This window comes from Thiomonas sp. FB-6 (assembly GCF_000377645.1).
GTDB lineage: Bacteria > Pseudomonadota > Gammaproteobacteria > Burkholderiales > Burkholderiaceae_C > Thiomonas_A.
In genome coordinates this window covers 22,834-48,758 of sequence record NZ_KB898493.1, presented here as the reverse complement: position 1 = coordinate 48,758, position 25,925 = coordinate 22,834, and the positions used below count along the sequence as shown (strand labels likewise).

The following is a 25,925-nucleotide window of genomic DNA, read 5'->3' as shown; positions in this document are numbered from 1 at the left end:
CTTCGTGCATTGGTACAACCACGACCACCGCCACAGCGGCATCCGCTACGTCAGCCCGGCGCAGCGCCATGCTGGCGAGGATCAGACCATCCTGGCCGCGCGCCACAACCTCTACCTCGAGGCTCGGCGGCGTCACCCTGCGCGCTGGTCGACCACCACCCGAAACTGGGCGCCCGTCGGCCCCGTCACGCTCAACCCCGAGCGCGACACCGTGGTCAACCAGGCCGTCGCGGATCAGCATACTCAGAACCAAGCTGCATAACCGAGGCGACAACTACCTTGACGCGCGCCGGTACGCAGCGGCCTTTTTTAGGATATCGCGCTCCTCCGTCACGCGTCGCAGTTCGGCCTGCGGGCGCCGAATCTCGGCCGATTGCTCCTGCGCCTCCTGGCGCTCGCCAGCCGGACGGCTGTACTCCTTAGTCCAACGGTGCAGGCTCCACGCCGAACCCCCAGACGCGCCGCCGCCTCCGCCACCGCATAACCGCGCTCGGTCACCTGCTTGACCGCCTCGACCTTGAACTCCTCCGTGTACCGCTTGCCACTGGTCATGATGCCTCCTGACGTTCATCGTAGAAGGCTCGCATGTGTCTACGGAATCAGGGTCGATTCACCGGCGCCGTGGGAGCTGACGATGCGCCCGCCAGCAGCAGACTGCGCAACTGCAAGCGGTCCTGATCGCGGCGGATCCGTTCGCGCAGGTACTCGCTGCTGGTGCCGGTGAACTTGGTGATGGTCGTTTCGTGACGACACTGGCCGCACCAGACCTTGGACAGCAGCCGCTGGCGGATGTCGGCGGGGATGGATTCCCAGCGCTGACGGGCTGGCTTGGTGAAAGTGGGCAGTGATTCGGTGCTGATGGTTCAACGTACCCAGCGACGGGCGTCCTTCACAAGCAGCAGCAGTTGCTGCTCACGCAGCGGTGACGCGATGAACCCGAAACGGGTGTAGAACCGCGCCGCGTCATCATCGATGGGATGGGTCAACATTGCCCGGATGCCAGCCTGCTCGGCAATCAGCATCGTCCGCCGGATGGCATCCTGTAGCAGACCGAAGCCAATGCCCCGCCCTTGATCTTGCCGCGACACGGCCAGCCTTGCCAGGATCACCACCGGCACCGGGTATTGGCCCATCCCTTTTCGGATGCGCTCAGGCGCTTCCAGGGTGTCGACCTGGCCGACGGTCAAGCTGAAATAGCCCACCACACGGCCATCATCCTCTGCAACCACGAAGGTCTTGGCCGAGCCGCTGCCTTGGGCTTGCCGAGCGTGGCGCAGCAGCCAGTCGGTGAGCGCGGGCTTCCCGCAATCAAAGCCTTCCAGCCGATGCCGCGCAGCCAGTGGCTCCGGCGCGCGCAACGTCACTTCGTGTCCCAGGGCGCCCTGCGGGCAAACAGATCACGCAAACCCTCGTTGGCCTGTTCGGGGCGATCCAGCAGATCCATCAAAGCCTGGTACTGACTGCCGGCGACCATGAACAGGCGCTGATCCAGCAGAGTTTGCTCGGCGGCCAGGCAGGCGCTGTCGAGGATGAAGTCGGTCAGTGACTTGTGAGCGACCTCGGCGGCGCGACGCAACACCACCTCCTGTTCGGGGGTGGCGCGCAACCCGAGGCGGGCGGACCTTGCGGAGGGCGACGATGCAACAGCAGTCATGGCAGCACCTGTTTGTTAGATCAATTGCCGCAATGTTAGTACAATGGACGAACGGCATCCAGTTGCGCCAAGCGACTGCACCCACGCTCCAAGCGATTCAGGACATGGAGGCGCTGTTCTTTCAATGAACAGCGATCGCCGGCGTGCCCCAAAGAAAAACAGCCCCTGACGGGGCTGTTGAACGTAAGGCTTGCACCTGTGCAATGAACTTGAGGATTGCACACAGTGCAATCCAATGCTTCAAGTGACAGGCACGAGGCCTGGCTTTGCAGATCGGTGGTGGAGAGGAGGAGGATCGAACTCCCGACCTTCGCATTGCGAACGCGACGCTCTCCCAGCTGAGCTACCCCCCCGCAGAAGCGAGATCATACAACAAGCCCGGCGAGGCGCGAAAGCCCCCGCCGGCAGGCGCGCTCAGCGCCGGCGCCGGAACACCCGGCGCGTCTCGCTGGAGGCCTCGGGCGCGTAGGCGTAGCCCTCGGTGTCGAAGCCGGTGATGGCCTCGGGGCGGTCGGCGTGGTGCTCGATGATCCAGCGGGTCATGAGGCCGCGCGCGCGCTTGGCGTGCACGCCGATCACGCGCCAGCCCGCGGCGTCGCCTTCCTGGAACACCACGTCGACCACGGGGTAGCCCAGCGCGGCGGTGTCGACGGCGCGGAAGTACTCCGCGGAGGCCAGGTTCAGCAGCACCTTGCTGCGGTGCGAGGCCAGTTGTTCGTGCAGCGCCTGCGCGATGCGCGCGCCCCAGAAGGCGTACAGGTCGCGCCCCGCCGGGTTGGCCAGGCGCGTGCCCATTTCCAGCCGGTAGGCCTGCATCAGGTCCAGCGGGCGCAGCACGCCGTACAGGCCGCTGAGCATGACCACATGGTCTTGCGCCCAGCGCAGCTGCGCGGGTTTCAGGTGGGGGGCGTCGAGCCCGGCGTAGACGTCGCCGGCGAAGGCGAGGATGGCGGGGCGGCTGTTGTCCCCGTCGAAGCGCTCCGACCAGGCGGCGTAGCGCTGGGCGTTGAGCACGGCCAGTTTGTCGGAGATGCCCATCAGCGAGCCCAGCTGCGCCGGCGACAGCTCGCGCAGGATGGCGATCAGGCGCGCCGAATCGGGGATGAAGCGGGGCAGGGTGGTGGGCAGCGGCGGCGTCGCGCTGTCCATGTCCAGGGTCTTGGCCGGTGACAGGGCCAGCAGCATCGAGAGGACCTCGGGTGGCGGATCAGTGGAGGGCGAAGTCGCGCAGCAGCGCCTCGCGGGTGGGGCCGCTCAGGGCCTGGCGGGCAGTGTAGTGGGGATGGTCGCAGCCCACGTGCACGGGGGCGCCCGCGCGCATGGCCTCGATGGCCTCGGGGCTGAACTCGAAACGCAGGAAGTGCACCGAGGAGGTCTTGTCGGCGGTGGCGCGCTCCAGGTCCTCGTCGGCCACGGCCGGCGTGCGCGCGCAGCCCTGCACGTCGACGTACAGGTGCTGCTCGATGCCCACCAGCCGTGCCAGTTCGCGCCTGCGCTGCGCGGGCTCGGGATATTCCAGCAGCATCGTGGCTTTCCAGTTGGCGCCGTCGGGGATCAGCGGCGCGTAGGCGTCGATCTCGTCCTGGATGCCCTGGGGCTCGAAGATCTTCTCGATGCGCAGCATCTCCTGGATCTGGTAGCGGATGGTGCGCTCGTCCTCGAACTGCAGGTTCAGGTGCTCGCCCAGCCGAAGCGAGCGGATCTTGCGGTGGGGAATGATCTCGGCGCGCAGCCGGGTGCGCTCGCGCGCGTAGGCCTCCAGGCCGAGCAGGCTCTCGGGGGTGGGTTTCATCGGGGTTTCCTGGTCAGAGTCCGTAGGCCATGCGCAGCAGGGTCAGCGGGTGCGCCAGCCGGGGTTGCGCGTCGCCGCCGAGTTCGGCCACCCCCTGGGCGATGTGGTGCCCGCCCAGCGGGCAGTCCGAGCCGATGTAGTCGGGCTGCGCGGCGGCCATGGCCTTGAACACGGGCTTGCCGATCTTCATGGCGTCGGCGTGGTGGGCCTTTTTCACGCCGTAGGTGCCGGCGTGCCCGGAGCAGCGCTCGATGGTGGTGAATTCCAGCTGGGTGCTCTTGCCCACCAGGCGGAACATCTCCTCGGTCTTGCGCCCGATCTTCTGCACCCGCCCGTGGCAGGGGATCTGGTAGGCCACGCGCCCCAGCGAATGCTGGAAATCGGTCTTCAGCAGGCCGTCGCGGTGGCGCGCCATCAGGTATTCGAAGGGGTCCCACATGGCGTCGCGCACGGCCAGCACCTCGGCGTCGTCGGGGAACATCAGCGGCAGTTCCTGCTTGAACATCAGGGTGCACGAGGGCACGCCGGCGAGGATGGCCCATCCTTCGCGAGCGTAGCGCAGCAACTGGGGGATGTTGGCGTGCATGGCCCGCTCCACGCCCTGCAGGTCGCCCAGTTCGAGCTGGGGCATGCCGCAGCAGCGGTCCTTGCGCACCAGTTCGTAGGCGATGCCGTTGTGCTCCAGCACCTTGAGCAGGTCCAGCCCGATGCCCGGCTCGTTGTAGTTGATGTAGCAGGTGGAGAACAGCGCCACGCGCCCGGGGGCGCGCTCTCCGTCCACCGGATGTTCCACGCCGGAGGGCGGCGCGCTGCGGCGCAGCGTGCGCTCGGCCAGTTCGGGCAGCCAGGCATTGCGGTCCACGCCCAGGGTCTTTTCCAGCACCGCGCGCGCGGCGGGCTGCCGGTTCACGGCGTTGACCGTCTGCACGACGATGGGAATGCCGGCCAGCTTGCCGTGCATGTCGGTGGCGGCGAGCGCGCGGCTGGCCAGCGGCACCTTGCCCTGCCGGAACTGGATCGCCTTGGCGCGCAGCATGGTGTGCGGGAAATCCACGTTCCACGGGTGGGGCGGCACGTAGGGGCACTTGGTCATGTAGCACAGGTCGCAGATGTAGCACTGGTCGACGACCTTCCAGTAATCGGCCTTGTCCACGGCGTCCAGCTCGCCGGTGCCGCCCTCGTCGATCAGGTCGAACAAGGTCGGAAAGGATTGGCACAGCGACACGCAGCGGCGGCAGCCGTGGCAGATCTCGAACACCCGCTCGAGTTCGCTCAGGCACTTGGCCTCGTCGTGGAATTCCTCGCTGCGCCAGTCCAGCGGATGGCGGGTGGGGGCCTCGAGATTGCCTTCGCGCGTGCTCATGGTGCCTGCCTCGCTGGCGCGAGCCGCCGGCCGCGGCGCGCGCGATGCAAATCGGGGGCAGGGCGCGCGCCGTGCACGAAGCCCGCGCACGCCGGGCCGGCCAGGCCCTGCTGCGCGGCACCGCGGCGCCCCCGGTCCACGGGACCGGGCGGGGCCCCGCGGGATTCGCTCACGCCTTCTCAGTCGGCCAGGACGTCCAGGGCCTTCTGGTAGCGGTTGGCGTGGGAACGCTCGGCCTTGGCCAGCGTGGAGAACCAGTCGGCGATCTCGTCGAAGCCCTCGTCGCGCGCGGTCTTGGCCATGCCGGGGTACATGTCGGTGTACTCGTGGGTCTCGCCGGCCACCGCGGCCTTCAGGTTGTCGCGCGTGGCTCCGATGGGCAGGCCGGTGGCGGGATCGCCCACGGCCTCGAGGAACTCGAGGTGGCCGTGGGCATGGCCGGTCTCCCCCTCGGCGGTGGAGCGGAACAGCGCGGCGACGTCGTTCTGTCCCTCGATGTCGGCCTTGTTCGCGAAGTACAGATAGCGCCGGTTGGCCATCGATTCGCCCGCGAAGGCGTCCTTCAGGTTCTGCTCGGTCTTCGAGCCTTTGAGCGCAGTCATCGCCGTCTCCTGGTGTCGTGGGAAAGGGGTCGCGTCCCGCGGGGCACCGCCCGGCAGGGCTCGGCCAACTGTAGGCCGGGCTGCGTCGCGGTGTCTAATGCAGCCTGTCAATGCCGCCCATAGCCTGAATCTATGCGTGCGCGCCGTCCGGGCGGCCGCCGCCGCACGCCCCGCACGCGAGCACCGCCACCATGCAAGACAGTCCGCAATCCCCCCAGGGCGCCGGGGCTTCGCTGCGCATCGGCTTCATCGGCCTGGGCGCCATGGGCTGGCCGATGGCCCTGCGCCTGCGCGAGGCCGGCCACGAACTGGCCGCGTGGGCGCGCGGCGCCGAGACCGCCAGGCGCGCCGGGCAGGCCGGCATCGCGCTGGCGGGCAGCCCCGCGGAACTGGCCGCCGGTGCGCAGGTGCTGGTGAGCAACGTGACCTCCACCGAGGACGTGGAGCAGGTGCTGCTGGGCGCGCAGGGCGCCGTGCACGGTGCGCGGCCGGGGCTGCTGTGCATCGACCACAGCACCATCGCGCCCCAGGGGGCGCGGCGCATCGCGGCGCAACTGGCCTCGCGCGCAGTGGGTTTCGTGGACGCGCCGGTGTCGGGCGGCGAGCGCGGGGCGCGCGAGGGCACTCTGTCGATCATGGCCGGCGGCACGCCGCCGGACTTCGAGCGGGCGCTGCCCCTGCTGCGCCTGCATGGACCCACGGTCACCTACATCGGTCCGCCGGGCAGCGGGCAGGTGGCCAAGCTGTGCAACCAGCTGGTGCAGGTGGTGAATATCCAGGGCATCGCCGAGGCCATGCGCCTGGCCGCCGCCGAGGGGGCCCCGCTGGAGCGGGTGCTGCAGGCGCTGGGGGCGGGCTTCGCCGGCAGCCGCATGCTGGATCTGATGGGCCCGAAGATGGCCGCGCGGGATTTCGCCGCCGGCATCCAGGCGCGGCTGCACGAGAAGGATTTCGGCCTGCTGGAGCAGGCGGCCGACGACGCCGGGCTCGAACTGCCTGCGCTGCGCCTGGTGCACGCCCAGTTGCGGGCGCTGGTGCGGGCGGGCTGGGGGCGCGACGACACCAGTTCCCTGCTGCGGGTGCTGGAGAGCGGCGAGGCGCCGCACGGCGCCTCGGACTGAAACCCGCGGCCGCCCGGCGCCCGGGCGGCCGCGGTGCCGGGGCTCAGGCCGCCAGCAGTTCGCGCAGCACGAAGGGCAGGATGCCCCCGTGGCGGTAGTAGTCCACCTCGATCGGGGTGTCGATGCGCAGGCGCAGCTTGACCTTCTGGTCGGGCTGGCCGGCACGGCGGATCACCAGCACCGCGTCCTGCTGGGGCTTGATGTCCTCGCCCACCAGCACCTCGAAGCTCTCGTCGCCGCGGATGCCCAGGCTCTGCCAGGAGTCGTCGCCGAGGAACTGCAGCGGCAGCACGCCCATGCCGATCAGGTTGGAGCGGTGGATGCGCTCGAAGCTGCGCGCCACCACGGCCTTCACGCCCAGCAGCTGCGTGCCCTTGGCGGCCCAGTCGCGGCTGGAGCCGGTGCCGTATTCCTCGCCGGCGAAGATCACCAGCGGCGTGCCTTCGGCCATGTAGCGCATGGCCGCGTCGTAGATGAACATCTTCTCGCCGGAGGGCTGGAACACGGTCACGCCGCCTTCCTCGCGCGAACCGTCCGCCTTGGCCGGGATCATCAGGTTCTTGATGCGCACGTTGGCGAAGGTGCCCCGCATCATGACCTCGTGGTTGCCGCGGCGCGAGCCGTAGGAGTTGAAATCGGCCTTGGCCACGCCGTTGTCCAGCAGCCACTTGCCCGCGGGCGAGTTCTCCTTGATGGAGCCGGCCGGGGAGATGTGGTCGGTGGTGATCGAGTCGCCGAACAGCGCCAGCGCGCGCGCGCCGCGCACCGCGGAGGCGCCGCCCTGAGGCGTCATCGCGAAGTCGTCGAAGAAGGGCGGGCGCGCGATGTAGGTGCTCTGCGGCCAGTCGTAGACCTGGCCCTTGGCGCCGTCCACTCGCTGCCACAGCTTGCCGGGCTTGGCGGCCACCTGCTCGTAGTTGGCCTTGTAGGCCTTCGGGTCCAGCGCCACCTTGAGCAGGGCCTGCACTTCCTCGGTGCTCGGCCAGATGTCGCCCAGGTACACGGGCTTGCCGCCCTTGCCGTAGCCCACCGGCTCGGTCATCAGGTCGCGCTGCACGTTGCCGGCGATCGCATAGGCGACCACCAGCGGCGGCGAGGCCAGGAAGTTGGCCTTGAGGTTCGGGTGGATGCGGGCCTCGAAGTTGCGGTTGCCCGACAGCACCGCGGCGCACACCAGGTCGTTGGAGGTGATGGCGGCCTCGATGTCGGGGGCCAGCGGGCCGGCGTTGCCGATGCAGGTGGTGCAGCCGTAGCCGGACACGTAGAAGCCCAGCTTCTCCAGGTCGGGCAGCAGCTTGGCGCGCTCGAGGTACTCGGTGACCACGCGCGATCCCGGGGCCAGCGAGGTCTTCACGTGTTTCTTCACCTTCAGCCCGGCGGCCACGGCCTTCTTGGCCAGCAGGCCGGCGGCCAGCAGCACGCTGGGGTTGGAGGTGTTGGTGCAGGAGGTGATGGCGGCGATCAGCACGTCGCCGTCGTGCAGCTCGATGCCCTCGGAGGTGGTGAAGCTGCGCTTCAGGCGCTCGGCCGGCTGGCTGAAGCCGCCCTGGTCCATGCTGGTCGAGAACAGATCGCCGAAGCGCTGCTTCACCTGGCCCAGCTCGATGCGGTCCTGCGGACGGCGCGGGCCGGCCAGCGAGGGCGCCACGGTGGACAGGTCCAGGCTCAGCGTGGCCGAGTAGTCGATGTCGCCGCTGCGGGGCACGCCGTACAGCTTCTGCGCCTTGAAGTAGGCCTGCAGGGCCTCGATCTCGGACTTGCTGCGCCCGGTGCCGCGGAAGTAGTCGATGGTCTTGTCGTCCACCGGGAAGAAGCCCATCGTGGCGCCGTATTCCGGGGCCATGTTGGCGATGGTGGCGCGGTCGGGAACGCTCAGGGACGCGGTGCCTTCGCCGAAGAACTCGACGAACTTGCCCACCACCTTGGCCTTGCGCAGCATCTCGGTGACGGTGAGCACCAGGTCGGTGGCGGTGACGCCGCCGCGCAGCTGGCCCTTGAGTTCCACGCCCACCACGTCCGGGGTGAGGAAGTACACCGGCTGGCCCAGCATGCCGGCCTCGGCCTCGATGCCGCCCACGCCCCAGCCGACCACGCCGACGCCGTTGATCATCGTGGTGTGGCTGTCGGTGCCCACCAGGGTGTCCGGGTAGTACACGCCGTCCCTGGACTTGTGCACGCCGCGCGCCAGGTACTCGAGGTTGATCTGGTGCACGATGCCGAAGCCGGGGGGCACGACGCCGAAGGTGTCGAAGGCCTGCATGCCCCACTTCATGAACTGGTAGCGCTCCTGGTTGCGCTGGAATTCCAGCTGCATGTTCAGGTCCAGCGCCTTCTTGTTGCCGTAGTTGTCGATCATCACCGAGTGGTCGACCACCAGGTCCACCGGTACCAGCGGCTCGATGGCCTTGGGGTTGCGCCCCATCTGGCCGGCCACCGTGCGCATCGCGGCCAGGTCGGCCAGCAGCGGCACGCCGGTGAAGTCCTGCAGCACTACGCGGGCCAGCACGAAGGGGATCTCGGCGGTGCGCGCCTCGTTGGGCTTCCACGAAGCCAGTTGCTGCACGTGAGAGGCCTCGACGCGCTTGCCGTCGCAGTTGCGCAGCACCGACTCGAGCACGATGCGGATGGACACCGGCAGGCGCGACAGGTCGATGCCGAGCTGCTTGCCCAGCGCGGGCAGGGAGTAGTACTTGCCGGTTTTTCCGCTTGCCGTGCTGAAGCTCTTGCAAGTGGACGCGAAGGGGTGGGCGGCGGCGCTCTTGGAGGAACGTTTCGCATTGGCCATGGCAGGCTCCGTGAGGGGGGTCAGGGGGGGGTGTTCGCAAAAGGGGCCGGGCGCGGCGCGCGCGCCTCGGCCGGGGGCTGCGCCGCGCGCGCACGGGCGCAGCCCACCCGGATCGGCAGGCATGCTGGCAGGGGTGAAGCGGCGGCGGTCATCGGTCGGTACATCGGACAGGCAACCGCCGCGAGACGCGGACGGCGGCCCTTACTGGGCGGCCACGACCTTCGTGGCGATGGGGTTGCAGTCGTCGGCCAGGCGCATCATGTCCTTCTTGTCGAACAACATGCTTTTCGCCGGGATCTGGATCATCACCAGGCCCGCCTTCTGGTCGTCGAAGTGGTAGGCGCCGGTGGTCGTGGGTTTGCGCAGCAGCAGGTAGTGGCGGCCCTTCCAGGTCAGGTCGATGGCGTGGTCGTTCCTGCCCTCGACGTGCACGTCCATGCGCAGGCGGTCGCCGCAGATCATGCGGCCTTCCTTCATCTTGTAGCTGGGCAGCGGGTCGCCCACCGGAACCGGCGGGGACGGCGGGGTGACGGTGGCGGCGATCGCGGCCGGCGCCTTCGTGGCGACAGGCGGCGCGGCATGCGCGGCCGACAGGCCGAAGGCGGCGCACAGGCCGATGCAGGCCGGCCCCAGCAGGCGGGCCGGACGACACAGGGATGGGGACGGGTTCATGATCAACGGGCTCCGCAGCGATGGGCGCCGCCGGCCGTCGATGCATGCATCACCGCGTAGGCCAGGGCGGCAGGGACCTTGAGGGGTGCCGGCGAGTGTATACCCCGCCCGGCGTCGCCTCGTACCCTCGCGCGCAAGTCGTGAGGATTTTGCGCCACGACTTGGCGCCGGAGCAACGATTCCGTCATGGTCCCGCGTCGATGCGCTTGCGCTGGTGCCGGGCTCAGAGCAGGTGCTTGACCCCGTCCTTCTCGTCCTGCAGCTCCGCCAGGGTCTTGTCCAGGCAGCTTTGCGAGAAGGCGTCGATGGGCAGGCCCTGCACGCGCTGGTACTGGCCGCCCTCGCAGATCACCGGCACGCCGAACATGGTCTCCTCGGGGATGCCGTAGGAGCCGTCCGAGGGAATGCCCATGGTCACCCAGCGCCCGTTGCTGCCCAGCACCCAGTCGTGCATGTGGTCGATGGCCGCGTTGGCCGCCGAGGCCGCCGAGCTCAGGCCGCGCGCCTCGATGACGGCCGCGCCGCGCTTGCCCACGGTGGGCAGGAAGGCGTTGCGGTTCCAGTCCTCGTCGCCGATGATGTCCTTCACCGGCTTGCCGTCGACGGTGGCGAAGCGCCAGTCGGCGTACATGGTCGGCGAGTGGTTGCCCCAGACGCAGAATTTCTCGATCGACGACACCGGCTTGCCCATCTTGGTGGCCAGCTGGGACAGGCCGCGGTTGTGGTCCAGGCGCAGCATGGCGGTGAAGTTGCCCTTGGGCAGATCCGGGGCCGACTTCATCGCGATGTAGGCATTGGTGTTGGCCGGATTGCCGACCACCAGCACGCGCACGTCGCGCCTGGCCACCGCGTTGAGGGCCTTGCCCTGCGCGGTGAAGATCTGCGCATTGGCCGACAGCAGGTCGCGGCGCTCCATGCCGGGGCCGCGGGGACGCGCGCCGACCAGCAGCGCGCAGTCGATGTCCTTGAATGCGGTGTTCGGGTCGGAATGCCCGGTCATGCCGGCGAGCAGCGGGAACGCGCAGTCATCCAGCTCCATCATCACGCCTTTGAGCGCCTTCTGGGCCTTTTCGTCGGGAATCTCCAGGAGCTGCAGAATCACCGGCTGATCCTTGCCGAGCATTTCGCCGGAGGCGATGCGGAACAGCAGGGCGTAGCCGATCTGGCCGGCGGCGCCGGTTACGGCTACGCGCATGGGGGCTTTGGACATGGGGAACTCCGAATGAGGCCGTTGGGAAGCCGAGCCGGCCCGAGGGTGCGCGGGCCGGAGCCGGAACTGAGTTCGGAGCCGGCGCGCGGATCGAACGCGCGCGGGGCCCCGATGGTGCATTGCAGGGCGCAGTGTAGGCGTCGGCAAGGGCCCGCGTCAACGCACTTATGTCTTATATAAGACATCTATTAGGACATACTGGACAGTTCGGCCCCGCTGTGCTGCAATGCAGCGCATGGCTACGTCCGTCCCAGCTCCGTCCAGCGCGCCCGGTGCCGCCTCGGCGGCGCCGGTGTTCAGCCCGCTGTACCAGCAGATCAAGGCGCTGATCACCCGCGCGCTGCAGGAGGGGGAATGGAAGCCGGGGGACCTGATCCCCAGCGAGGCCGAGCTGGCCGCGCGCTTCGGGGTCAGCCAGGGCACGGTGCGCAAGGCCATCGACGAGCTCGCCGCGGAGAACCTGCTGATCCGCCGCCAGGGGCGCGGCACCTTCGTGTCCACGCACCACGAGGCACAGGTGAAGTTCCGCTTCCTGCGCCTGGTGCCCGATACCGAGACCGCGCAGGGCCTGCGCATGGAGCGCGAGTTCCTGGAGTGCCACCGCGTACGCGCTCCGTCCGACGTGGTGCGCGCGCTGGGAATCCGCGCCGGCGACATGGTGCTGGAGGTCCGGCGCATCCTGCGCATCGCCGGCGAGCCGGTGGTGTACGAGGACATCTACCTGCCCGCCGGCACCTTCCGCGGGCTCACCGCCGAGCGCCTGGAGCGCAACCGCGGTCCCCTGTACGCCATGTTCGAATCCGAGTTCGGCACGCGGATGGTGCGCGCCGAGGAGAAGATCCGGGCCGTCAACGCCTCGGCGCAGGAAGCCGAGCTGTTGCGCGTGCCGGTGGGCCAGGCCCTGCTGTCGGTGGAGCGCCTGGCTTTCAGCTACGGTGATCAGCCGGTCGAGCTGCGCCGCGGCCTGTATGCCACCACGCACCACTATTACCGCAACGAACTGAGCTGAGCGAAGGCGCCGGTGCCATCGCGCGCGCTGCCGATGTCGCATTCAAGCCATAAACTCGCGTCATAACCCGAAGCGAGGCCGAGACCATGCCAACCGTTCCCAAGACCACAAGACCCGAGTTCCGCAACATCGGACTCGGCGACCTCCTCCGATACCGCATGCCGCTCGCGGCCATCGTGTCGATCCTGCACCGCATCAGCGGCGCGCTGATGTTCCTGCTGCTGCCCGTGGTGCTGTGGGCCTTCGGCCTGAGCCTGCGTTCGCCGCAGGGTTTCGCCGAGGTCGCCTCGGTGCTCGGCTCCTGGCCCATGAAGCTGGTGGCCGTGGTGCTGTTCTGGGGCCTGGCCCATCACTTCTGCGCCGGCATCCGCCACCTCGGCTCGGACATCTGCCCGCGCATGCTGAGCAAGCAGGCCGGACGCCGCAGCGCCGTGAGCGTGCTGGTGGTCTCGCTGCTGGCCACGCTGCTGTTCGCCATCCACGTCTTCTCGGGAGCCTGACATGGCCGCAACCGATTACGGATCCCATCGCCTGGTAGTGGGCGCTCACTACGGCATGCGCGACTGGCTGGCCCAGCGCGTCACCGCCGTGGTCATGGCGCTGTACACCGTGTTCATGCTGGTGGTCGTGTTCTGGCCGGGCCAGCTCGACTACGCCCGCTGGCAGGCCTTGTTCGCCAACCAGGCGACCAAGCTGTTCACGCTGGTGGCCCTGCTCGCGGTGCTCTACCACGTGTGGGTGGGCATGCGCGACATCTGGATGGATTACGTCAAGCCCGTCGGGTTGCGCCTGAGCCTGCAGGTGCTGACCATCATGTGGCTGCTCGCCTGCGTCGGTGGCGCCGTGCAGGTTCTGTGGAGGGTTTGAGCCGTGCAACTGAACCAACGCAAATTCGACGTCGTCGTGGTCGGTGCCGGGGGCTCCGGGCTGCGCTGCGCGCTGCAGCTGGCGCGCGCCGGGCTGGACGTGGCCGTGCTGTCCAAGGTGTTCCCGACGCGTTCGCACACCGTGGCCGCGCAAGGCGGCATTTCCGCCTCGCTGGGCAACATGAGCGAGGACAACTGGTACTGGCACATGTTCGACACCGTCAAGGGTTCGGACTACCTGGGTGACCAGGACGCCATCGAGTTCATGTGCCGCGAGGCGCCCAGCGCCGTGTACGAGCTGGAACACATGGGCATGCCCTTCGACCGCAACCCGGACGGCACCATCTACCAGCGCCCCTTCGGCGGCCACACCGCCAACCTGGGCGAGAAGGCCGTGCAGCGCGCCTGCGCCGCCGCCGACCGCACCGGGCACGCGCTGCTGCACACGCTGTACCAGCAGAACGTCGCCGCGCGCACCCACTTCTTCGTCGAGTGGATGGCGCTGGACCTGATCCGCGACGCCGACGGCGAGGTGCTGGGCGTGGTGGCCATGGAAATGGAAACCGGCGAGGTCAGCGTGCTGCGCGCCAAGTCCACGGTGCTGGCCACCGGCGGGGCCGGGCGAATCTTCGCCGCGTCCACCAATGCCTACATCAACACCGGCGACGGCATCGGCATGGCCGCGCGCGCGGGCATCCCGCTGCAGGACATGGAGTTCTGGCAGTTCCACCCCACCGGGGTGGCCGGCGCCGGGGTGCTGATCACCGAGGGCGTGCGCGGCGAGGGCGGCATCCTGCTCAACGCCAACGGCGAGCGCTTCATGGAGCGCTACGCGCCCACCTACAAGGACCTGGCGCCGCGCGACTTCGTCTCGCGCTCGATGGACCAGGAGATCAAGGAAGGCCGCGGCGCGGGCCCGCACAAGGACTACGTGCTGCTCAAGCTCGACCACCTTGGCGCCGAGACCATCCACAAGCGCCTGCCCTCGATCGCCGAGATCGCGCGCAAGTTCGCCAACGTGGACTGCACCAAGGAGCCGATCCCCGTGGTGCCCACCATCCACTATCAGATGGGCGGCATCCCGACCAACATCCACAGCCAGGTGCTCACGGTGGGCGCCGACGGCAGCGAGCAGGTGGTGCAGGGCCTGTACGCCATCGGCGAGTGCTCCTGCGTCAGCGTGCACGGCGCCAACCGCCTGGGCACCAACTCGCTGCTCGACCTGGTGGTGTTCGGCCGTTCCGCCGGACGCTACATCGTCGACAGCGAGCGCGTGCGCGGCTCGCACAAGGATCTGCCGGCCGATTGCGCCGAGCAGCCGCTTTCGCGCCTGGCGCGCCTGGAGTCCTCGAGCGACGGCGAGCCCATCCAGGACGTGGCCAACTCGATCCGCGCCAGCATGCAGAAGCACTGCGGCGTGTTCCGCACGTCCGACCTGCTCAAGGAGGGCGTGGAACAGATCGCGCAGATCGAGCAGCGCGTGCAGCGCATCCACCTGAAGGACAAGTCGAAGGTGTTCAACACCGCGCGCGTCGAGGCGCTGGAGGTGGAGAACCTGATCGAGACGGCCAAGGCCACCATCGTGTCCGCCGAGGCGCGCAAGGAAAGCCGCGGTGCGCATTCCCACCGCGACTTCCAGGAGCGCGACGACGCCAACTGGCTCAAGCACACGCTGTGGTTCCGCGACGCCAACCGCCTGGCCTACCGCGAGGTGCAGTTGAAGCCGTTGACCGTGGAAACCTTCAAGCCCAAGGCACGCACGTTCTGACGCTCGCGCACACGGAGATCCCGATGACCCGCAAGATGAAGTTTTCGATCTACCGCTACGACCCGGACCGCGATGCCCGGCCGTACATGCAGGACTACGAGGTCGAGCTGCAGCACAACGACAAGATGCTGCTCGACGCGCTGATGCGCATCAAGGCCGACGTCGACGAGACCCTGGCCTTCCGTCGCTCCTGCCGCGAAGGGGTGTGCGGATCCGACGGCATGAACATCAACGGCAAGAACGGCCTGACCTGCACCACCAACCTGCTCACGCTGAAGGAGCCGGTGGTGCTCAAGCCGCTGCCCGGGCTGCCGGTGATCCGCGACCTGATCGTCGACATGACCCAGTTCTTCAAGCAGTACCACTCGGTCAAGCCGTACCTGATCAACGACACGCCGGCGCCCGAGAAGGAGCGCCTGCAAAGCCCCGAGCAGCGCGAGGTGCTCGACGGGCTGTACGAGTGCATCCTGTGCGCCAGCTGCTCCACTTCCTGCCCGAGCTTCTGGTGGAACCCGGACAAGTTCGTCGGCCCGGCCGGGCTGCTGCAGGCCTACCGCTTCATCGCCGACAGCCGCGACGAGGCCACCGGGGCGCGCCTGGACGATCTCGAGGATCCGTACCGCCTGTTCCGCTGCCACACCATCATGAACTGCGTCGACGTGTGCCCGAAGGAGCTCAACCCGACACGGGCCATCGGCAACATCAAGGACATGCTGCTGCGGCGCGCGGTCTGAGTCCGACATGACCGAACCCTCCGGCAGCCCGGGAATTCCCGAGGAGCACGCCGCCGCGCTGCGCAGGCTGCGCTGGCGCGCGCGCCGCGGGCTGCTGGAGAACGATCTGCTGTTCACGCGTTTTTTCGCCCGTCACGGCGAGTCGCTGGACCCCGCGCAGACAGCGGCGCTGGGTGAGTTGCTCGATCTTGACGACAACACGCTGCTGGCGCTGCTGCTCGGGCACATCGAGCCGCCGGCGCAGGCGCAGGCGGCGCAGCGCCTGGGCCTGCTCGACATGCTGCGCGACTGAGCCGCGTCGCGACGAAGCGCGGCCGTCATCCCCAACCTCCGGAGCCCCCCATGAAGCCTTCCGACGTCAAAGCCACGCTGTCCTTCTCCGACGGCGCGCCCAGCATCGAGCTGCCGATCTACAAGGGCTCGGTCGGTCCGGACGTGATCGACATCCGCAAGCTGTACGGCCAGACCGGCAAGTTCACCTACGACCCCGGCTTCCTGTCGACCGCCTCGTGCAATTCCGCCATCACCTACATCGACGGCGACAAGGGCGAGCTGCTGTACCGCGGCTACCCGATCGAGCAGCTGGCGGTCCAGTGCGACCACATGGAGACCTGCTACCTGATCCTGTACGGCGAGCTGCCCGACGCCCAGCAGAAGACCGACTTCGTGCGCCGCGTGACGCAGCACACGATGGTCAACGAGCAGATGCAGTTCTTCCTGCGCGGCTTCCGCCGCGACGCGCATCCGATGGCCGTGCTGACCGGGCTGGTGGGCGCCATGTCGGCCTTCTACCCCGACTCGATCAACCTGCACGACGAGGCGCAGCGCGACATCTCGGCGATCCGACTGATCGCCAAGATGCCCACGCTGGTGGCCATGGCCTACAAGTACAACATGGGCCAGCCTTACATGTACCCGCAGAACAACCTGAGCTACGCGGGAAACTTCATGCGCATGATGTGGGCCACGCCTTGCGAGGACTACGTGCCCAACCCGGTGATCGAGCGCGCGCTGGACCGCATCTTCATCCTGCACGCCGACCACGAGCAGAACGCCTCCACCTCGACCGTGCGCCTGTGCGCTTCCAGCGGCACCAACCCCTTCGCGGCGATCGCGGCCGGCGTGGCCTGCCTGTGGGGCCCGGCGCACGGCGGCGCCAACGAGGCCTGCCTGAACATGCTCTACGACATCCAGGCCAACGGCGGGGTGGCGAAGATCGGCGAGTTCATCGAGAAGGTCAAGGACAAGAACTCCTCGGTGCGCCTGATGGGTTTCGGCCATCGCGTCTACAAGAACTACGACCCGCGCGCCAAGCTGATGCGCGAGACCTGCCACGAGGTGCTGGACGCGCTGGGCCTGCACGACGACCCGCTGTTCAAGCTCGCCATGACCCTGGAGAAGATCGCCCTCGAGGACGACTACTTCATCCAGCGCAAGCTCTACCCGAACGTGGATTTCTACTCGGGCATCGTGCAGAAGGCCATCGGCGTGCCGGTGTCGCTGTTCACCGCGATCTTCGCGCTGGCGCGCACCGTGGGCTGGATCGCGCAGCTCAACGAGATGATCTCCGATCCGGAGTACAAGATCGGGCGTCCGCGCCAGTTGTTCACCGGCTCCGAGGCTCGCACGGTGCTGCCGCTGGCGCAGCGCGGGTAATCGAGGCCCCGCGCCGCCGCGCCGGCTCGGCCCTGGCACGGCGGCAACCCCGCTAAAATCGAGGGTCCTGCCCGCGCAACGCAGCGCGGCGGACCCTTTTCGTTTCTCCTGCGCCGCAAGCCGGCCCGACCGCGATGGCACGCACGCTTTACGACAAACTCTGGGACGAGCACGTGGTGGACGTCGATTCCGACGGCACCGCGCTGCTCTACATCGACCGCCACCTGGTGCACGAGGTGACCAGCCCGCAGGCCTTCGAGGGCCTGGAGCTGGCCGGGCGCAAGGTGTGGCGCATCAGCGCCAACCTGGCCGTGTCGGACCACAACGTGCCCACCACCCACCGCGCCGAGGGCATCGCCGATCCGGTGTCGCGCCTGCAGGTCGACACCCTCGACCGCAATTGCGACGCGCAGGGCATCACCCAGTTCAAGATGAACGACCGGCGCCAGGGCATCGTGCACGTGATCGGCCCCGAGCAGGGCGCGACCCTGCCGGGCATGACCGTGGTGTGCGGCGACTCGCACACCAGCACCCACGGCGCCTTCGGCGCGCTGGCCTTCGGCATCGGCACCAGCGAGGTCGAGCATGTGCTGGCCACGCAGACCCTGCTGGCGCGCAAGATGAAGAACATGCTGGTCTGGGTCGACGGCAGACTGGGGGCGGGTTGCACCGCGAAGGACCTGGCGCTGGCCGTGATCGGGCGCATCGGTACCGCCGGCGGCACCGGCTGCACCATCGAGTTCGCGGGCCCGGCCGTGCGCGCGCTGAGCATGGAAGGACGCATGACCCTGTGCAACATGGCCATCGAGGCCGGCGCGCGCGCCGGCCTCGTGGCCGTGGACGAGACCACGCTGCGCTACATCCAGGGCCGGCCCTTCGCGCCCGACGGCGTCGAGTGGGAACAGGCGGTGCGCTACTGGCGCGGCCTGCACTCGGACCCGGATGCCCGCTTCGACCTGCGCGTGGACCTGGACGCCTCCGCGCTGCGCCCGCAGGTCACCTGGGGCACCTCGCCGGAGATGGTCGTGGCCATCGACGAGCGCGTGCCGGATCCGGAAAAGCAGCCCGATCCGGTCAAGCGCGCGGCGATGGAGCGCGCGCTGGAATACATGAAGCTGCAACCCGGCAAGCCGATCGCCGACATCCGCATCGACAAGGTGTTCATCGGCTCGTGCACCAACTCGCGCATCGAGGACCTGCGCGAGGCGGCCAAGGTGCTGGCCGGCAAGCGCATCGCGCCGAACGTGCGCCTGGCGCTGGCGGTGCCCGGCTCCGGCCTGGTCAAGGCGCAGGCCGAGCGCGAGGGGCTGGACAAGATCTTCACGGCCGCCGGCTTCGAATGGCGCGAACCGGGCTGTTCCATGTGCCTGGCGATGAACGCCGACCGGCTGGAGCCGGGCGAGCGCTGCGCGTCCACCTCGAACCGCAATTTCGAGGGGCGCCAGGGGCAGGGCGGACGCACGCACCTGCTCAGCCCGGCGATGGCCGCGGCTGCCGCGGTGGCCGGCCATTTCGTCGACGTGCGAGGGGCCTGAGCCGCGCTGCCCGGGCCAATAGCCAACCAGGAAGCCGATTTCCATGCAAGCCTTCACCGTGCACCAGGGCGTGGTCGTGCCCATCGACCGCGAGAACGTCGACACCGACGCGATCATCCCCAAGCAGTTCCTCAAGTCCATCCGGCGCACCGGCTTCGGCCCCAACCTGTTCGACGAGTGGCGCTATCTGGACCACGGCGAGCCGGGCCAGGATCCCGCCTCGCGCAGGCCGAACCCCGATTTCGTGCTCAACCAGCCCCGCTACCAGGGCGCCAGCATCATGCTGGCACGCAAGAATTTCGGCTGCGGTTCCTCGCGCGAGCACGCGCCCTGGGCGATCGAGCAGTGGGGCGTGCGCGCGCTGATCGGCTCGTCCTTCGCGGACATCTTCTTCAACAACTGCTACAAGACCGGACTGCTTCCCATCGTGCTGCCCGAGCACGAGGTGGCCCGCATGTTCGACGAGGTGGCGGCCTTCCCCGGCTATGCCCTGACCGTCGACCTGCCGCGCCAGCGCGTGGTCAAGCCCGACGGCAGCGAACTGCCCTTCGAGATCACCGAATTCCGCAAGCACTGCCTGGTGGGCGGCCTCGACGAGATCGGGCTGACCCTGCGCAAGGCCGACAAGGTGCGCGCCTTCGAGGCCGAGCGCATCGCGCGCATGCCCTGGCTGGCGCACCGCATTCTCTGAATCCCGCAGCCCTTCCTCCCGAAAGTCGAATCGCATGAACATCGCAGTCCTGCCGGGTGACGGCATCGGCCCCGAAATCGTCGCGCAGGCGATGCGCGTGCTGCAGCGCCTGCGCGACGACGGCCTGAAGCTGGAGTTCGAGTTCGCCGACGTGGGCGGCACCGCCTACGAGCGCCACGGGCACCCGCTGCCGCCGGCCACGCTGGCGCTGGCGCAAGGCGCCGACGCGGTGCTGTTCGGCGCCGTCGGCGACCCGCGCTTCGACCGCCTCGAGCGCGCGCTGCGTCCGGAGCAGGCCATCCTGGGGCTGCGCAAGAAGCTGGGCCTATTCGCCAACCTGCGCCCGGCCATCCTCTATCCCGAACTCGCGCAGGCCTCGTCGCTCAAGCCCGAGGTCGTGTCGGGGCTGGACATCCTCATCGTGCGCGAACTCACCGGCGACATCTATTTCGGCCAGCCGCGCGGCAGGCGCGACGCCCCCGACGGCGCCTTCGCAGGCCAGCCCGAGGCCTTCGACACCATGCGCTACAGCCGCCCGGAGATCGAGCGCATCGCCCACGTCGCCTTCCAGGCCGCGCGCACCCGCAAGGCGGCCGGGCATGCCGGACGCGTGACCAGCGTGGACAAGGCCAACGTGCTGGAGACCTTCCAGTTCTGGAAGGACGTGGTCACCGAGGTGCACGCGCAATACCCGGACATCGAGCTGGAGCACATGTACGTGGACAACGCGGCCATGCAACTGGTGCGCGCGCCCAAGAAGTTCGACGTGGTGGTCACCGGCAACATGTTCGGCGACATCCTGTCCGACGAGGCGGCGATGCTCACCGGCTCCATCGGCATGCTGCCGTCGGCTTCGCTGAACGAGCAGGGACGCGGCCTGTACGAACCCTCGCACGGCTCGGCGCCCGACATCGCCGGGCGCGGCCTGGCCAACCCGCTGGCCACCATCCTCAGCGCGGCGATGATGCTGCGCTACTCCCTCGGCCAGCCCGAGGCCGCGCAGCGCGTGGAAAAGGCGGTGCGCGACGTGCTGCGCCAGGGCCTTCGCACGGCCGACATCGCCGAGCCCGGCCAGCCCAGCGTGGGCACCGAGGCCATGGGCGACGCGGTGGTGGCGGCGCTGGGCTGAGCCGCGGGCGGGCCGGCGCGACGAATCCCTATCCCCTGGAATCCAAGGACATCACGAACATGGCGAAGCAGCGGGTCGGCCTGGTGGGCTGGCGAGGCATGGTGGGGTCGGTGCTCATGCAGCGCATGCGCGCCGAGGGCGATTTCGAGCTGATCGAGGCGGTGTACTTCTCGACCAGCAACGCCGGCGGCAAGGCCCCCGACGGCTCGGCGCTGCACGACGCCTCCGACCTGGAGGCGCTGCGCGCCTGCGACATCGTGCTGACCGCGCAGGGCGGCGACTACACCAGCGCGGTGTTCGAGCCGCTGCGCGCCAGCGGCTGGAAGGGACACTGGATCGACGCCGCCTCCACCTTGCGCATGCGCGACGACGCGGTGATCGTGCTGGACCCGGTGAACCGGCCGGTGATCGACGCCGCGCTGGCGCGCGGCGGGCGCAACTGGATCGGCGGCAACTGCACGGTCAGCTGCATGCTCATGGGCGTGGGCGCGCTGTTCAAGGCCGGCCTGGTCGAGTGGATGAGCTCGATGACCTACCAGGCCGCCTCCGGCGGCGGCGCACAGCACATGCGCGAACTGCTCACCCAGTTCGGCACCCTGAACGCGGCGGTACGCCCGCTGCTGGACGACCCGGCCTCGGCGATCCTGGACATCGACCGCGGGGTGATCGAGGCCCAGCGCGCGCTGCCGGCGGCCGACACGCGCCATTTCGAGGTGCCGCTGGGCGGCAGCCTGATCCCCTGGATCGACAAGGATCTGGGCAACGGCATGTCGCGCGAGGAATGGAAGGGCGGCGCCGAGACCAACAAGATCCTGGGCCACGCCCATCCGGTGCCGGTGGACGGCCTGTGCGTGCGCGTAGGCGCCATGCGCTGCCACAGCCAGGCGCTGAGCTTCAAGTTGCGCCGCGACGTGCCGTTGACCGAGATCGAGGCGATGATCGCCGCGGACAACGACTGGGTGAAGGTGGTTCCGAATACCCGCGAAGCCAGCATGCGCGAGCTCACCCCGGTTGCGGTTACCGGCACGCTGGGAATCCCGGTCGGGCGCCTGCGCAAGATGGCCATGGGCCCGGAGTACCTGAGCGCCTTCACCGTGGGCGACCAGTTGTTGTGGGGGGCAGCGGAACCATTGCGGCGCATGTTGCGCATTCTTTTGCAGGCTTGAGCAGCATGGCTGCGGCGGTCCCCGGAGGCCGCCGGTTTGCGCGCGCGCCACGCCGAGCCGGGGCGGAATGCTGAATCCTGCCGGTTTCCGGGGGACGATTGGTTACTATCGCATGCGAAACCCCTGCAACGCAGTTTGCAATCAAGGGGATGGGGGCGTGCATTGAAGCGATGGATGAGCCTGCGGGCGGATTCGCACGCGTAGCCGGGCAACCATGCAGATCAGGGGAAGCAACGTGGCCAAATGGCGTCAAGCAATGGGTGTGGCTTGTCTGGCGGCACTGCCGGGAGCCGTACCGCTGGCCGGGGCCTTCGGGCTCGGCCACGTGGTGGTGCTGTCCACGCTCGGCCAGCCGCTGAGCGCGAACATCGAAATCACCCAGATCACCCCCGACGAGGCGCAGTCGCTGCGGGTCGGGGTCGCGCCGGATTCCCTGTACGAGGCGCAGCACCTGAGCTACAGCGACGCGCTGCAGGGTGCCACCGTGCTGCTGCGGCAGGACGCGTCCGGGCATTCCTACCTGCATCTCAGCGGCACGCGTCCGGTGCACGAGCCCTTCGTCGACCTGCTGCTGCGCGCCGACTGGGCCCATGGCCAGCTCACCCGCAACTACACCCTGCTGCTGGATCCCCCGGGCTTCCGCGAGCCCGGCGTGGCGCCCATCGTGCCGCAGGCCGCGGCCCCGCTGGCACGCGCCGTGCAGCGCACGCTGCCGGCGGCGCCCCCGCCCGCGGGTTCGCGTTCGGGCTACACCGTGCAGCGCGGCGATACCCTGTTCGCCATCGCGCGGTCCTACGCCGGCGGCGAGGTCTCGCTGGACCAGATGCTGGCGGCGATGTACAGCGCCAACCAGGGCGCCTTCATCGACGGCGACATCAACCGGCTTCGCGCCGGGGCCGTGCTCAAGGTGCCGTCGGCCGGCCAGGCCCAGGCCCTCAGCAGCAGCCAGGCCCACCAGATCATCGTGGCGCACAGCGGCGACTTCGGGGCCTACCGCAGGCGTCTGGCCGGGCTCAGCCCGACCCGCTCCGGCGACAACGCGCGCAGCATGCACGGCACGGTGCAGGCGCGGGTGCAGGAGCCAGGCAGCGGCGCATCGGGCCCGCAATCGCAACTGCGCCTGAGTCAGGCCGGCGTGGCCGCGCCCGGGCAGACCGCGGAGGCGAACTGGATCGCCGCGCAAAAGCAGGCCGAGGCCCTGGCCGCGAAACTGGCGGCAGCGAAGGCCGACGTGGCCGCGCTGGCCAAGCTGGCGGCCAGCGCCAGCGCGGCCGCGCGCGCCATGCAGCCGGGAGCCGCCGCGGCCTCGACACCGCAGGCCGCGCCGCACGCGTCGGCCGCTGCCGCGGCCGCCTCGGCGCCGTCCCACGCGGGCGCTTCCGCGCCGCTTGCCGCCGCGGCTTCCGGCGCGGCGCGTGCCGGCGCCTCGGCACCGGCGGCGGCGTCGGCCGCGGCCAGCGCGCCGCTGCACACCGCGTCGGCGCCGCCCAAGCCGGCGCCGGCCAAGCCCGAGGCGAAGCCGGCGGCCAAGCCGCACGAGGCGCCCGCCGCCTCGCACGGCCCGGGCCTGTTCGGCGGCCTGCTGGCCAATCCGCTGCTGGCCCCGGCGGGTCTGCTGCTGGGGGTGCTGCTCGCCGGATGGGCGGTGCTGCGGCGCCGCCGCGGCTCGGCAGGCGGCCAGGCCTCCGTGTTCGACAGCCACATGGGCGGCACCGACAGTTTCTTCGGTGCCAGCGGCGGCGAGCGCGTGGACACCAACAACAGCACCCTGGGCTCGTCGATGCAGTACTCGCCCAGCCAGGTCGAGAGCGTGGACGTCGATCCGGTGGCCGAGGCCGACGTGTACCTGGCCTACGGGCGCGACCTGCAGGCCGAGGAAATCCTGAAGGAGGCGCTGAAGAACCATCCGGACCGCAACGCCGCCCGGCTCAAGCTGCTGGAGATCTACGCCAAGCGCAAGGACGCGCGCTCCTTCGAACTGACCGCGGCCGAGCTGTTCACGCGCACCGACGGCCAGGGCGAGGAATGGAAGAAGGTGCAGGAACTGGGGCGCAACCTGGACGCCGCCAACCCGCTGTACCACAACACGCAGCCGCCGGCGATGGGCTCGGCGATGACCACCATCACCGGCGGGGACTTCGACGCCAGCCAGCCCGTGACGACCGAGCCGGCGCCCACGATGCCCCCGACCGAACTGCTGGCGGGCCTGCCCTCGCTGTCCGCGCTCCAGGAGACGGCCGGTGCCGGTTCCGCGCTGGACCTGGCGCTCGACCTGGGCGGCGCGGGCGCGCCGCCCGCCGCCGCGCCGGCCGAGCCGGCGGAGCAGGACATGGGCCTGGACTTCGACCTGTCGGCGCTGACCCTGCCACCCGCCGCCGAGGCCGCCGCCCCGGCGCCCGCGGCCACGGCCGCGCCGGAGCCCGCGCCGCTGGAATTCGACCTCGGGCTGCCCCCGGTGAGCGAGCATGCGCCGGCCGAGCCGGCCCAGGCTCTGGACACGCGCCTGGCGCTGGTCGAGGAAAGCCGGGCGATGGGCGACCTGGACACGGCGCGCCACCTGCTGCACGAAATCATCGCCGAGAGCGACGGCGAGACGCGCGCGGCGGCCGAGAAGCTGCTCGCGCAGCTGGGTTGAAGGCCGTGCACGGGAGCGCCGCGCGGGCATGCGCATCGCGCTTGGGCTGAGCTACCGCGGCTGCGCCTACCAGGGCTGGCAGAGTCAGCCCGGCGGCGCCACCGTGCAGGACCGCCTGGAGCACGCGCTGCGCGAGTTCACCGGCGCGCCGGTGCGCGTGATGTGCGCCGGCCGCACCGACGCCGGCGTGCATGCGCTGCAGCAGGTGGTGCACTTCGACTCGCCGGTACGGCGCGCGGCCCAATCCTGGGTGCGCGGGCTCAATACCTTCCTGCCCGCGGACATCAGCGTGCTGTGGTCGCGCGAGCCAGGGGAGGATTTCCACGCCCAGAAGAGCGCGCAGTCGCGGCGCTACCGCTACCTGCTGGTGCAGCACCCGGTGCGCCCGGCGCTGCTGCACGGCCTGGTGGGCTGGACCCACCACGCGCTGGACGCGCAAGCCATGCGCGAGGCCGCCGCGCAGCTGCTGGGCAGCCACGACTTCAGTGCCTTCCGCGCCAGTTCCTGCCAGGCGCGCAGCCCCTGCAAGACGGTGCACGCGATCGACATCGAACTGGCCCCGGACGGGCGCACCTGGAGTTTCGACTTCCACGCCAACGCCTTCCTGCACCACATGGTGCGCAACATCATGGGCTGCCTGGTCGCGGTGGGCAGCGCGGGCCGCGATCCGCAGTGGATCGGGCAGGTGCTGCGGGCCCGGCAGCGCAGCCTGGCGGCGCCGACCTTCATGCCCGACGGGCTGTATTTCGCCGGGCCCGCCTATGCGGCACAATGGCAGATTCCCGAGTCCCCGCGCGAGCTGCCCCGGCTGCTGGCCTGACGAGCATGCACCGAACCCGCATCAAGATCTGCGGCATCACCCGCCCCGGCGACGCGGTGGAGGCGGCGCGGGCCGGGGCCGATGCCATCGGCCTGGTGTTCTACCCGCCGAGCCCGCGCGCCGTCGGCCTGCGCCAGGCGCTGGACATCGTGCGCGAACTGCCCCCGCTGGTCGGCGTGGTGGCGCTGTTCGTGCGCGCCGAGCCGCAGCGGGTGCGTGAGGTGATCGACGCGCTGCGCCCTTCGCTGCTGCAATTCCACGGCGACGAGAGCGCCGAGGACTGCGAGGCCTTCGCTCACCCCTACCTGCGTGCCGTGCGCATGCGCGCGGGGGTGGATTTGCTAGACTTGAAGGTCCGGCACGCGCATGCGCGTGGCTTGCTGCTCGATGCCTTCGTGGAAGGTTTCGGCGGGGGTGGAGAGGTCTTCGATTGGTCACTCATTCCAACAAACGTCGGCAGTCCCATCGTTTTGTCTGGTGGGTTGCGTGCCGCAAATGTGGCGCAGGCGATCCTGCGGGTGCGCCCCTGGGCGGTTGACGTCTCCTCGGGCGTCGAATCCGCCAAGGGTGTGAAGGATGCCGCGGCGATGCGAGAATTCGTCGCCGCGGTGCGCGCGGCCGATGCCGCGGCGCAGCAAGCCGACAAGGCCCCCCCGGCGGGGCGCTGAGGCTGGCGGCGCCGGGCAGGCGGCCGAATCCCTTTGTCCAGCATCGCCG

At 69.5% G+C, this 25,925-nt stretch carries 24 protein-coding genes, 1 tRNA gene and 2 pseudogenes; 16 read left to right on the top strand and 11 right to left on the bottom strand.

Annotated elements, in window-relative coordinates; all coding sequences use genetic code 11:
• A pseudogene (locus D466_RS0114745) lies at nucleotides 1-262 on the top strand (IS3 family transposase); the annotation flags it as partial.
• Between the two features lie 42 nt (nucleotides 263-304).
• Here D466_RS0114745 and D466_RS23430 read toward each other — a convergent pair.
• The 8 genes and pseudogenes from D466_RS23430 to D466_RS0114710 form a co-directional block, all read right to left on the bottom strand.
• Nucleotides 305-552, bottom strand: a pseudogene (locus D466_RS23430) (transposase); the annotation flags it as partial.
• 311 nt (nucleotides 553-863) lie between these two features.
• Nucleotides 864-1,364, bottom strand: coding sequence for a GNAT family N-acetyltransferase (locus D466_RS0114740; RefSeq protein WP_026285318.1), 501 nt, complete (start codon nucleotides 1,362-1,364; stop codon nucleotides 864-866).
• A complete protein-coding gene (locus tag D466_RS0114735) occupies nucleotides 1,361-1,654 on the bottom strand; it encodes a DUF1778 domain-containing protein (RefSeq protein ID WP_026285317.1) in 294 nt (97 codons plus the stop codon). Before D466_RS0114735 ends, D466_RS0114740 begins: the two co-directional genes overlap by 4 nt.
• 277 nt (nucleotides 1,655-1,931) lie before the next feature.
• A tRNA-Ala gene (locus D466_RS0114730) sits at nucleotides 1,932-2,007 on the bottom strand.
• 61 nt (nucleotides 2,008-2,068) lie between these two features.
• On the bottom strand, nucleotides 2,069-2,839 hold the full coding sequence (yaaA, locus tag D466_RS0114725; RefSeq protein ID WP_018914476.1) for a peroxide stress protein YaaA: 771 nt from the start codon (nucleotides 2,837-2,839) through the stop codon (nucleotides 2,069-2,071).
• Between the two features lie 22 nt (nucleotides 2,840-2,861).
• Entirely contained in the window at nucleotides 2,862-3,446 is a 585-nt protein-coding gene (locus D466_RS21915; RefSeq protein WP_018914475.1) for a DUF3501 family protein, read from the bottom strand.
• Between the two features lie 13 nt (nucleotides 3,447-3,459).
• A complete protein-coding gene (locus tag D466_RS0114715) occupies nucleotides 3,460-4,809 on the bottom strand; it encodes a (Fe-S)-binding protein (protein ID WP_018914474.1) in 1,350 nt (449 codons plus the stop codon).
• Nucleotides 4,810-4,988: 179 nt separating this feature from the next.
• On the bottom strand, nucleotides 4,989-5,411 hold the full coding sequence (locus D466_RS0114710) for a rubrerythrin family protein (protein ID WP_018914473.1): 423 nt from the start codon (nucleotides 5,409-5,411) through the stop codon (nucleotides 4,989-4,991).
• 191 nt (nucleotides 5,412-5,602) lie between these two features.
• On the opposite strand from D466_RS0114710, the gene D466_RS0114705 reads away from it, so the two are divergent.
• Nucleotides 5,603-6,532 carry an NAD(P)-dependent oxidoreductase gene (locus D466_RS0114705; protein ID WP_018914472.1) on the top strand — a complete coding sequence of 310 codons (930 nt, stop codon included), beginning with the start codon at nucleotides 5,603-5,605 and terminating at the stop codon, nucleotides 6,530-6,532.
• Nucleotides 6,533-6,575: 43 nt separating this feature from the next.
• On the opposite strand, the gene acnA is transcribed toward D466_RS0114705, so the two are convergent.
• The 3 genes from acnA to D466_RS0114690 form a co-directional block, all read right to left on the bottom strand.
• Nucleotides 6,576-9,317, bottom strand: a complete 2,742-nt coding sequence (acnA, locus tag D466_RS0114700; RefSeq protein WP_018914471.1) for an aconitate hydratase AcnA — start codon at nucleotides 9,315-9,317, stop codon at nucleotides 6,576-6,578.
• 201 nt (nucleotides 9,318-9,518) lie between these two features.
• Nucleotides 9,519-9,989, bottom strand: a complete 471-nt coding sequence (locus D466_RS22915; protein ID WP_156004338.1) for a hypothetical protein — start codon at nucleotides 9,987-9,989, stop codon at nucleotides 9,519-9,521.
• A 223-nt stretch (nucleotides 9,990-10,212) separates the two neighbouring features.
• Nucleotides 10,213-11,199 (bottom strand): malate dehydrogenase, encoded by a 987-nt coding sequence (locus D466_RS0114690; RefSeq protein WP_018914469.1) that lies wholly within the window; start codon nucleotides 11,197-11,199, stop codon nucleotides 10,213-10,215.
• Nucleotides 11,200-11,425: 226 nt separating this feature from the next.
• Between D466_RS0114690 and D466_RS0114685 the strand changes: the two genes are divergently transcribed.
• The 14 genes from D466_RS0114685 to D466_RS0114620 all read left to right on the top strand — a co-directional run bounded on the left by D466_RS0114685 (nucleotide 11,426) and on the right by D466_RS0114620 (nucleotide 25,876).
• Nucleotides 11,426-12,208, top strand: a complete 783-nt coding sequence (locus D466_RS0114685; RefSeq protein WP_026285315.1) for a GntR family transcriptional regulator — start codon at nucleotides 11,426-11,428, stop codon at nucleotides 12,206-12,208.
• An 86-nt stretch (nucleotides 12,209-12,294) separates the two neighbouring features.
• Nucleotides 12,295-12,708: a succinate dehydrogenase, cytochrome b556 subunit gene (sdhC, locus tag D466_RS0114680; RefSeq protein WP_026285314.1), complete on the top strand. Its 414-nt coding sequence runs from the start codon at nucleotides 12,295-12,297 to the stop codon at nucleotides 12,706-12,708.
• A gap of 1 nt (nucleotide 12,709) precedes the next feature.
• Nucleotides 12,710-13,075, top strand: coding sequence for a succinate dehydrogenase, hydrophobic membrane anchor protein (gene sdhD / locus D466_RS0114675; protein WP_026285313.1), 366 nt, complete (start codon nucleotides 12,710-12,712; stop codon nucleotides 13,073-13,075).
• Nucleotides 13,076-13,078: 3 nt separating this feature from the next.
• On the top strand, nucleotides 13,079-14,842 hold the full coding sequence (sdhA, locus tag D466_RS0114670) for a succinate dehydrogenase flavoprotein subunit (protein WP_018914465.1): 1,764 nt from the start codon (nucleotides 13,079-13,081) through the stop codon (nucleotides 14,840-14,842).
• Between the two features lie 17 nt (nucleotides 14,843-14,859).
• A complete protein-coding gene (locus D466_RS0114665; RefSeq protein ID WP_156004342.1) occupies nucleotides 14,860-15,576 on the top strand; it encodes a succinate dehydrogenase iron-sulfur subunit in 717 nt (238 codons plus the stop codon).
• Between the two features lie 7 nt (nucleotides 15,577-15,583).
• Nucleotides 15,584-15,868: a succinate dehydrogenase assembly factor 2 gene (locus tag D466_RS0114660; protein ID WP_018914463.1), complete on the top strand. Its 285-nt coding sequence runs from the start codon at nucleotides 15,584-15,586 to the stop codon at nucleotides 15,866-15,868.
• Between the two features lie 50 nt (nucleotides 15,869-15,918).
• A complete protein-coding gene (gene gltA, locus D466_RS0114655) occupies nucleotides 15,919-17,232 on the top strand; it encodes a citrate synthase (protein WP_018914462.1) in 1,314 nt (437 codons plus the stop codon).
• A gap of 134 nt (nucleotides 17,233-17,366) precedes the next feature.
• A complete protein-coding gene (gene leuC, locus D466_RS0114650) occupies nucleotides 17,367-18,767 on the top strand; it encodes a 3-isopropylmalate dehydratase large subunit (protein WP_018914461.1) in 1,401 nt (466 codons plus the stop codon).
• 43 nt (nucleotides 18,768-18,810) lie between these two features.
• Nucleotides 18,811-19,458, top strand: a complete 648-nt coding sequence (leuD, locus tag D466_RS0114645; RefSeq protein WP_018914460.1) for a 3-isopropylmalate dehydratase small subunit — start codon at nucleotides 18,811-18,813, stop codon at nucleotides 19,456-19,458.
• A 34-nt stretch (nucleotides 19,459-19,492) separates the two neighbouring features.
• The gene (gene leuB, locus D466_RS0114640; RefSeq protein WP_018914459.1) at nucleotides 19,493-20,587 is read left to right on the top strand and encodes a 3-isopropylmalate dehydrogenase; all 1,095 of its coding nucleotides are present in this window, start codon (nucleotides 19,493-19,495) and stop codon (nucleotides 20,585-20,587) included.
• 59 nt (nucleotides 20,588-20,646) lie between these two features.
• On the top strand, nucleotides 20,647-21,753 hold the full coding sequence (asd, locus tag D466_RS0114635) for an aspartate-semialdehyde dehydrogenase (protein ID WP_018914458.1): 1,107 nt from the start codon (nucleotides 20,647-20,649) through the stop codon (nucleotides 21,751-21,753).
• A 256-nt stretch (nucleotides 21,754-22,009) separates the two neighbouring features.
• On the top strand, nucleotides 22,010-24,388 hold the full coding sequence (locus D466_RS21905) for a FimV/HubP family polar landmark protein (RefSeq protein WP_018914457.1): 2,379 nt from the start codon (nucleotides 22,010-22,012) through the stop codon (nucleotides 24,386-24,388).
• A gap of 28 nt (nucleotides 24,389-24,416) precedes the next feature.
• Entirely contained in the window at nucleotides 24,417-25,208 is a 792-nt protein-coding gene (truA, locus tag D466_RS0114625; protein WP_018914456.1) for a tRNA pseudouridine(38-40) synthase TruA, read from the top strand.
• Nucleotides 25,209-25,213: 5 nt separating this feature from the next.
• Nucleotides 25,214-25,876 carry a phosphoribosylanthranilate isomerase gene (locus D466_RS0114620; protein WP_018914455.1) on the top strand — a complete coding sequence of 221 codons (663 nt, stop codon included), beginning with the start codon at nucleotides 25,214-25,216 and terminating at the stop codon, nucleotides 25,874-25,876.
• The last annotated feature ends 49 nt before the right edge of the window (nucleotides 25,877-25,925 follow it).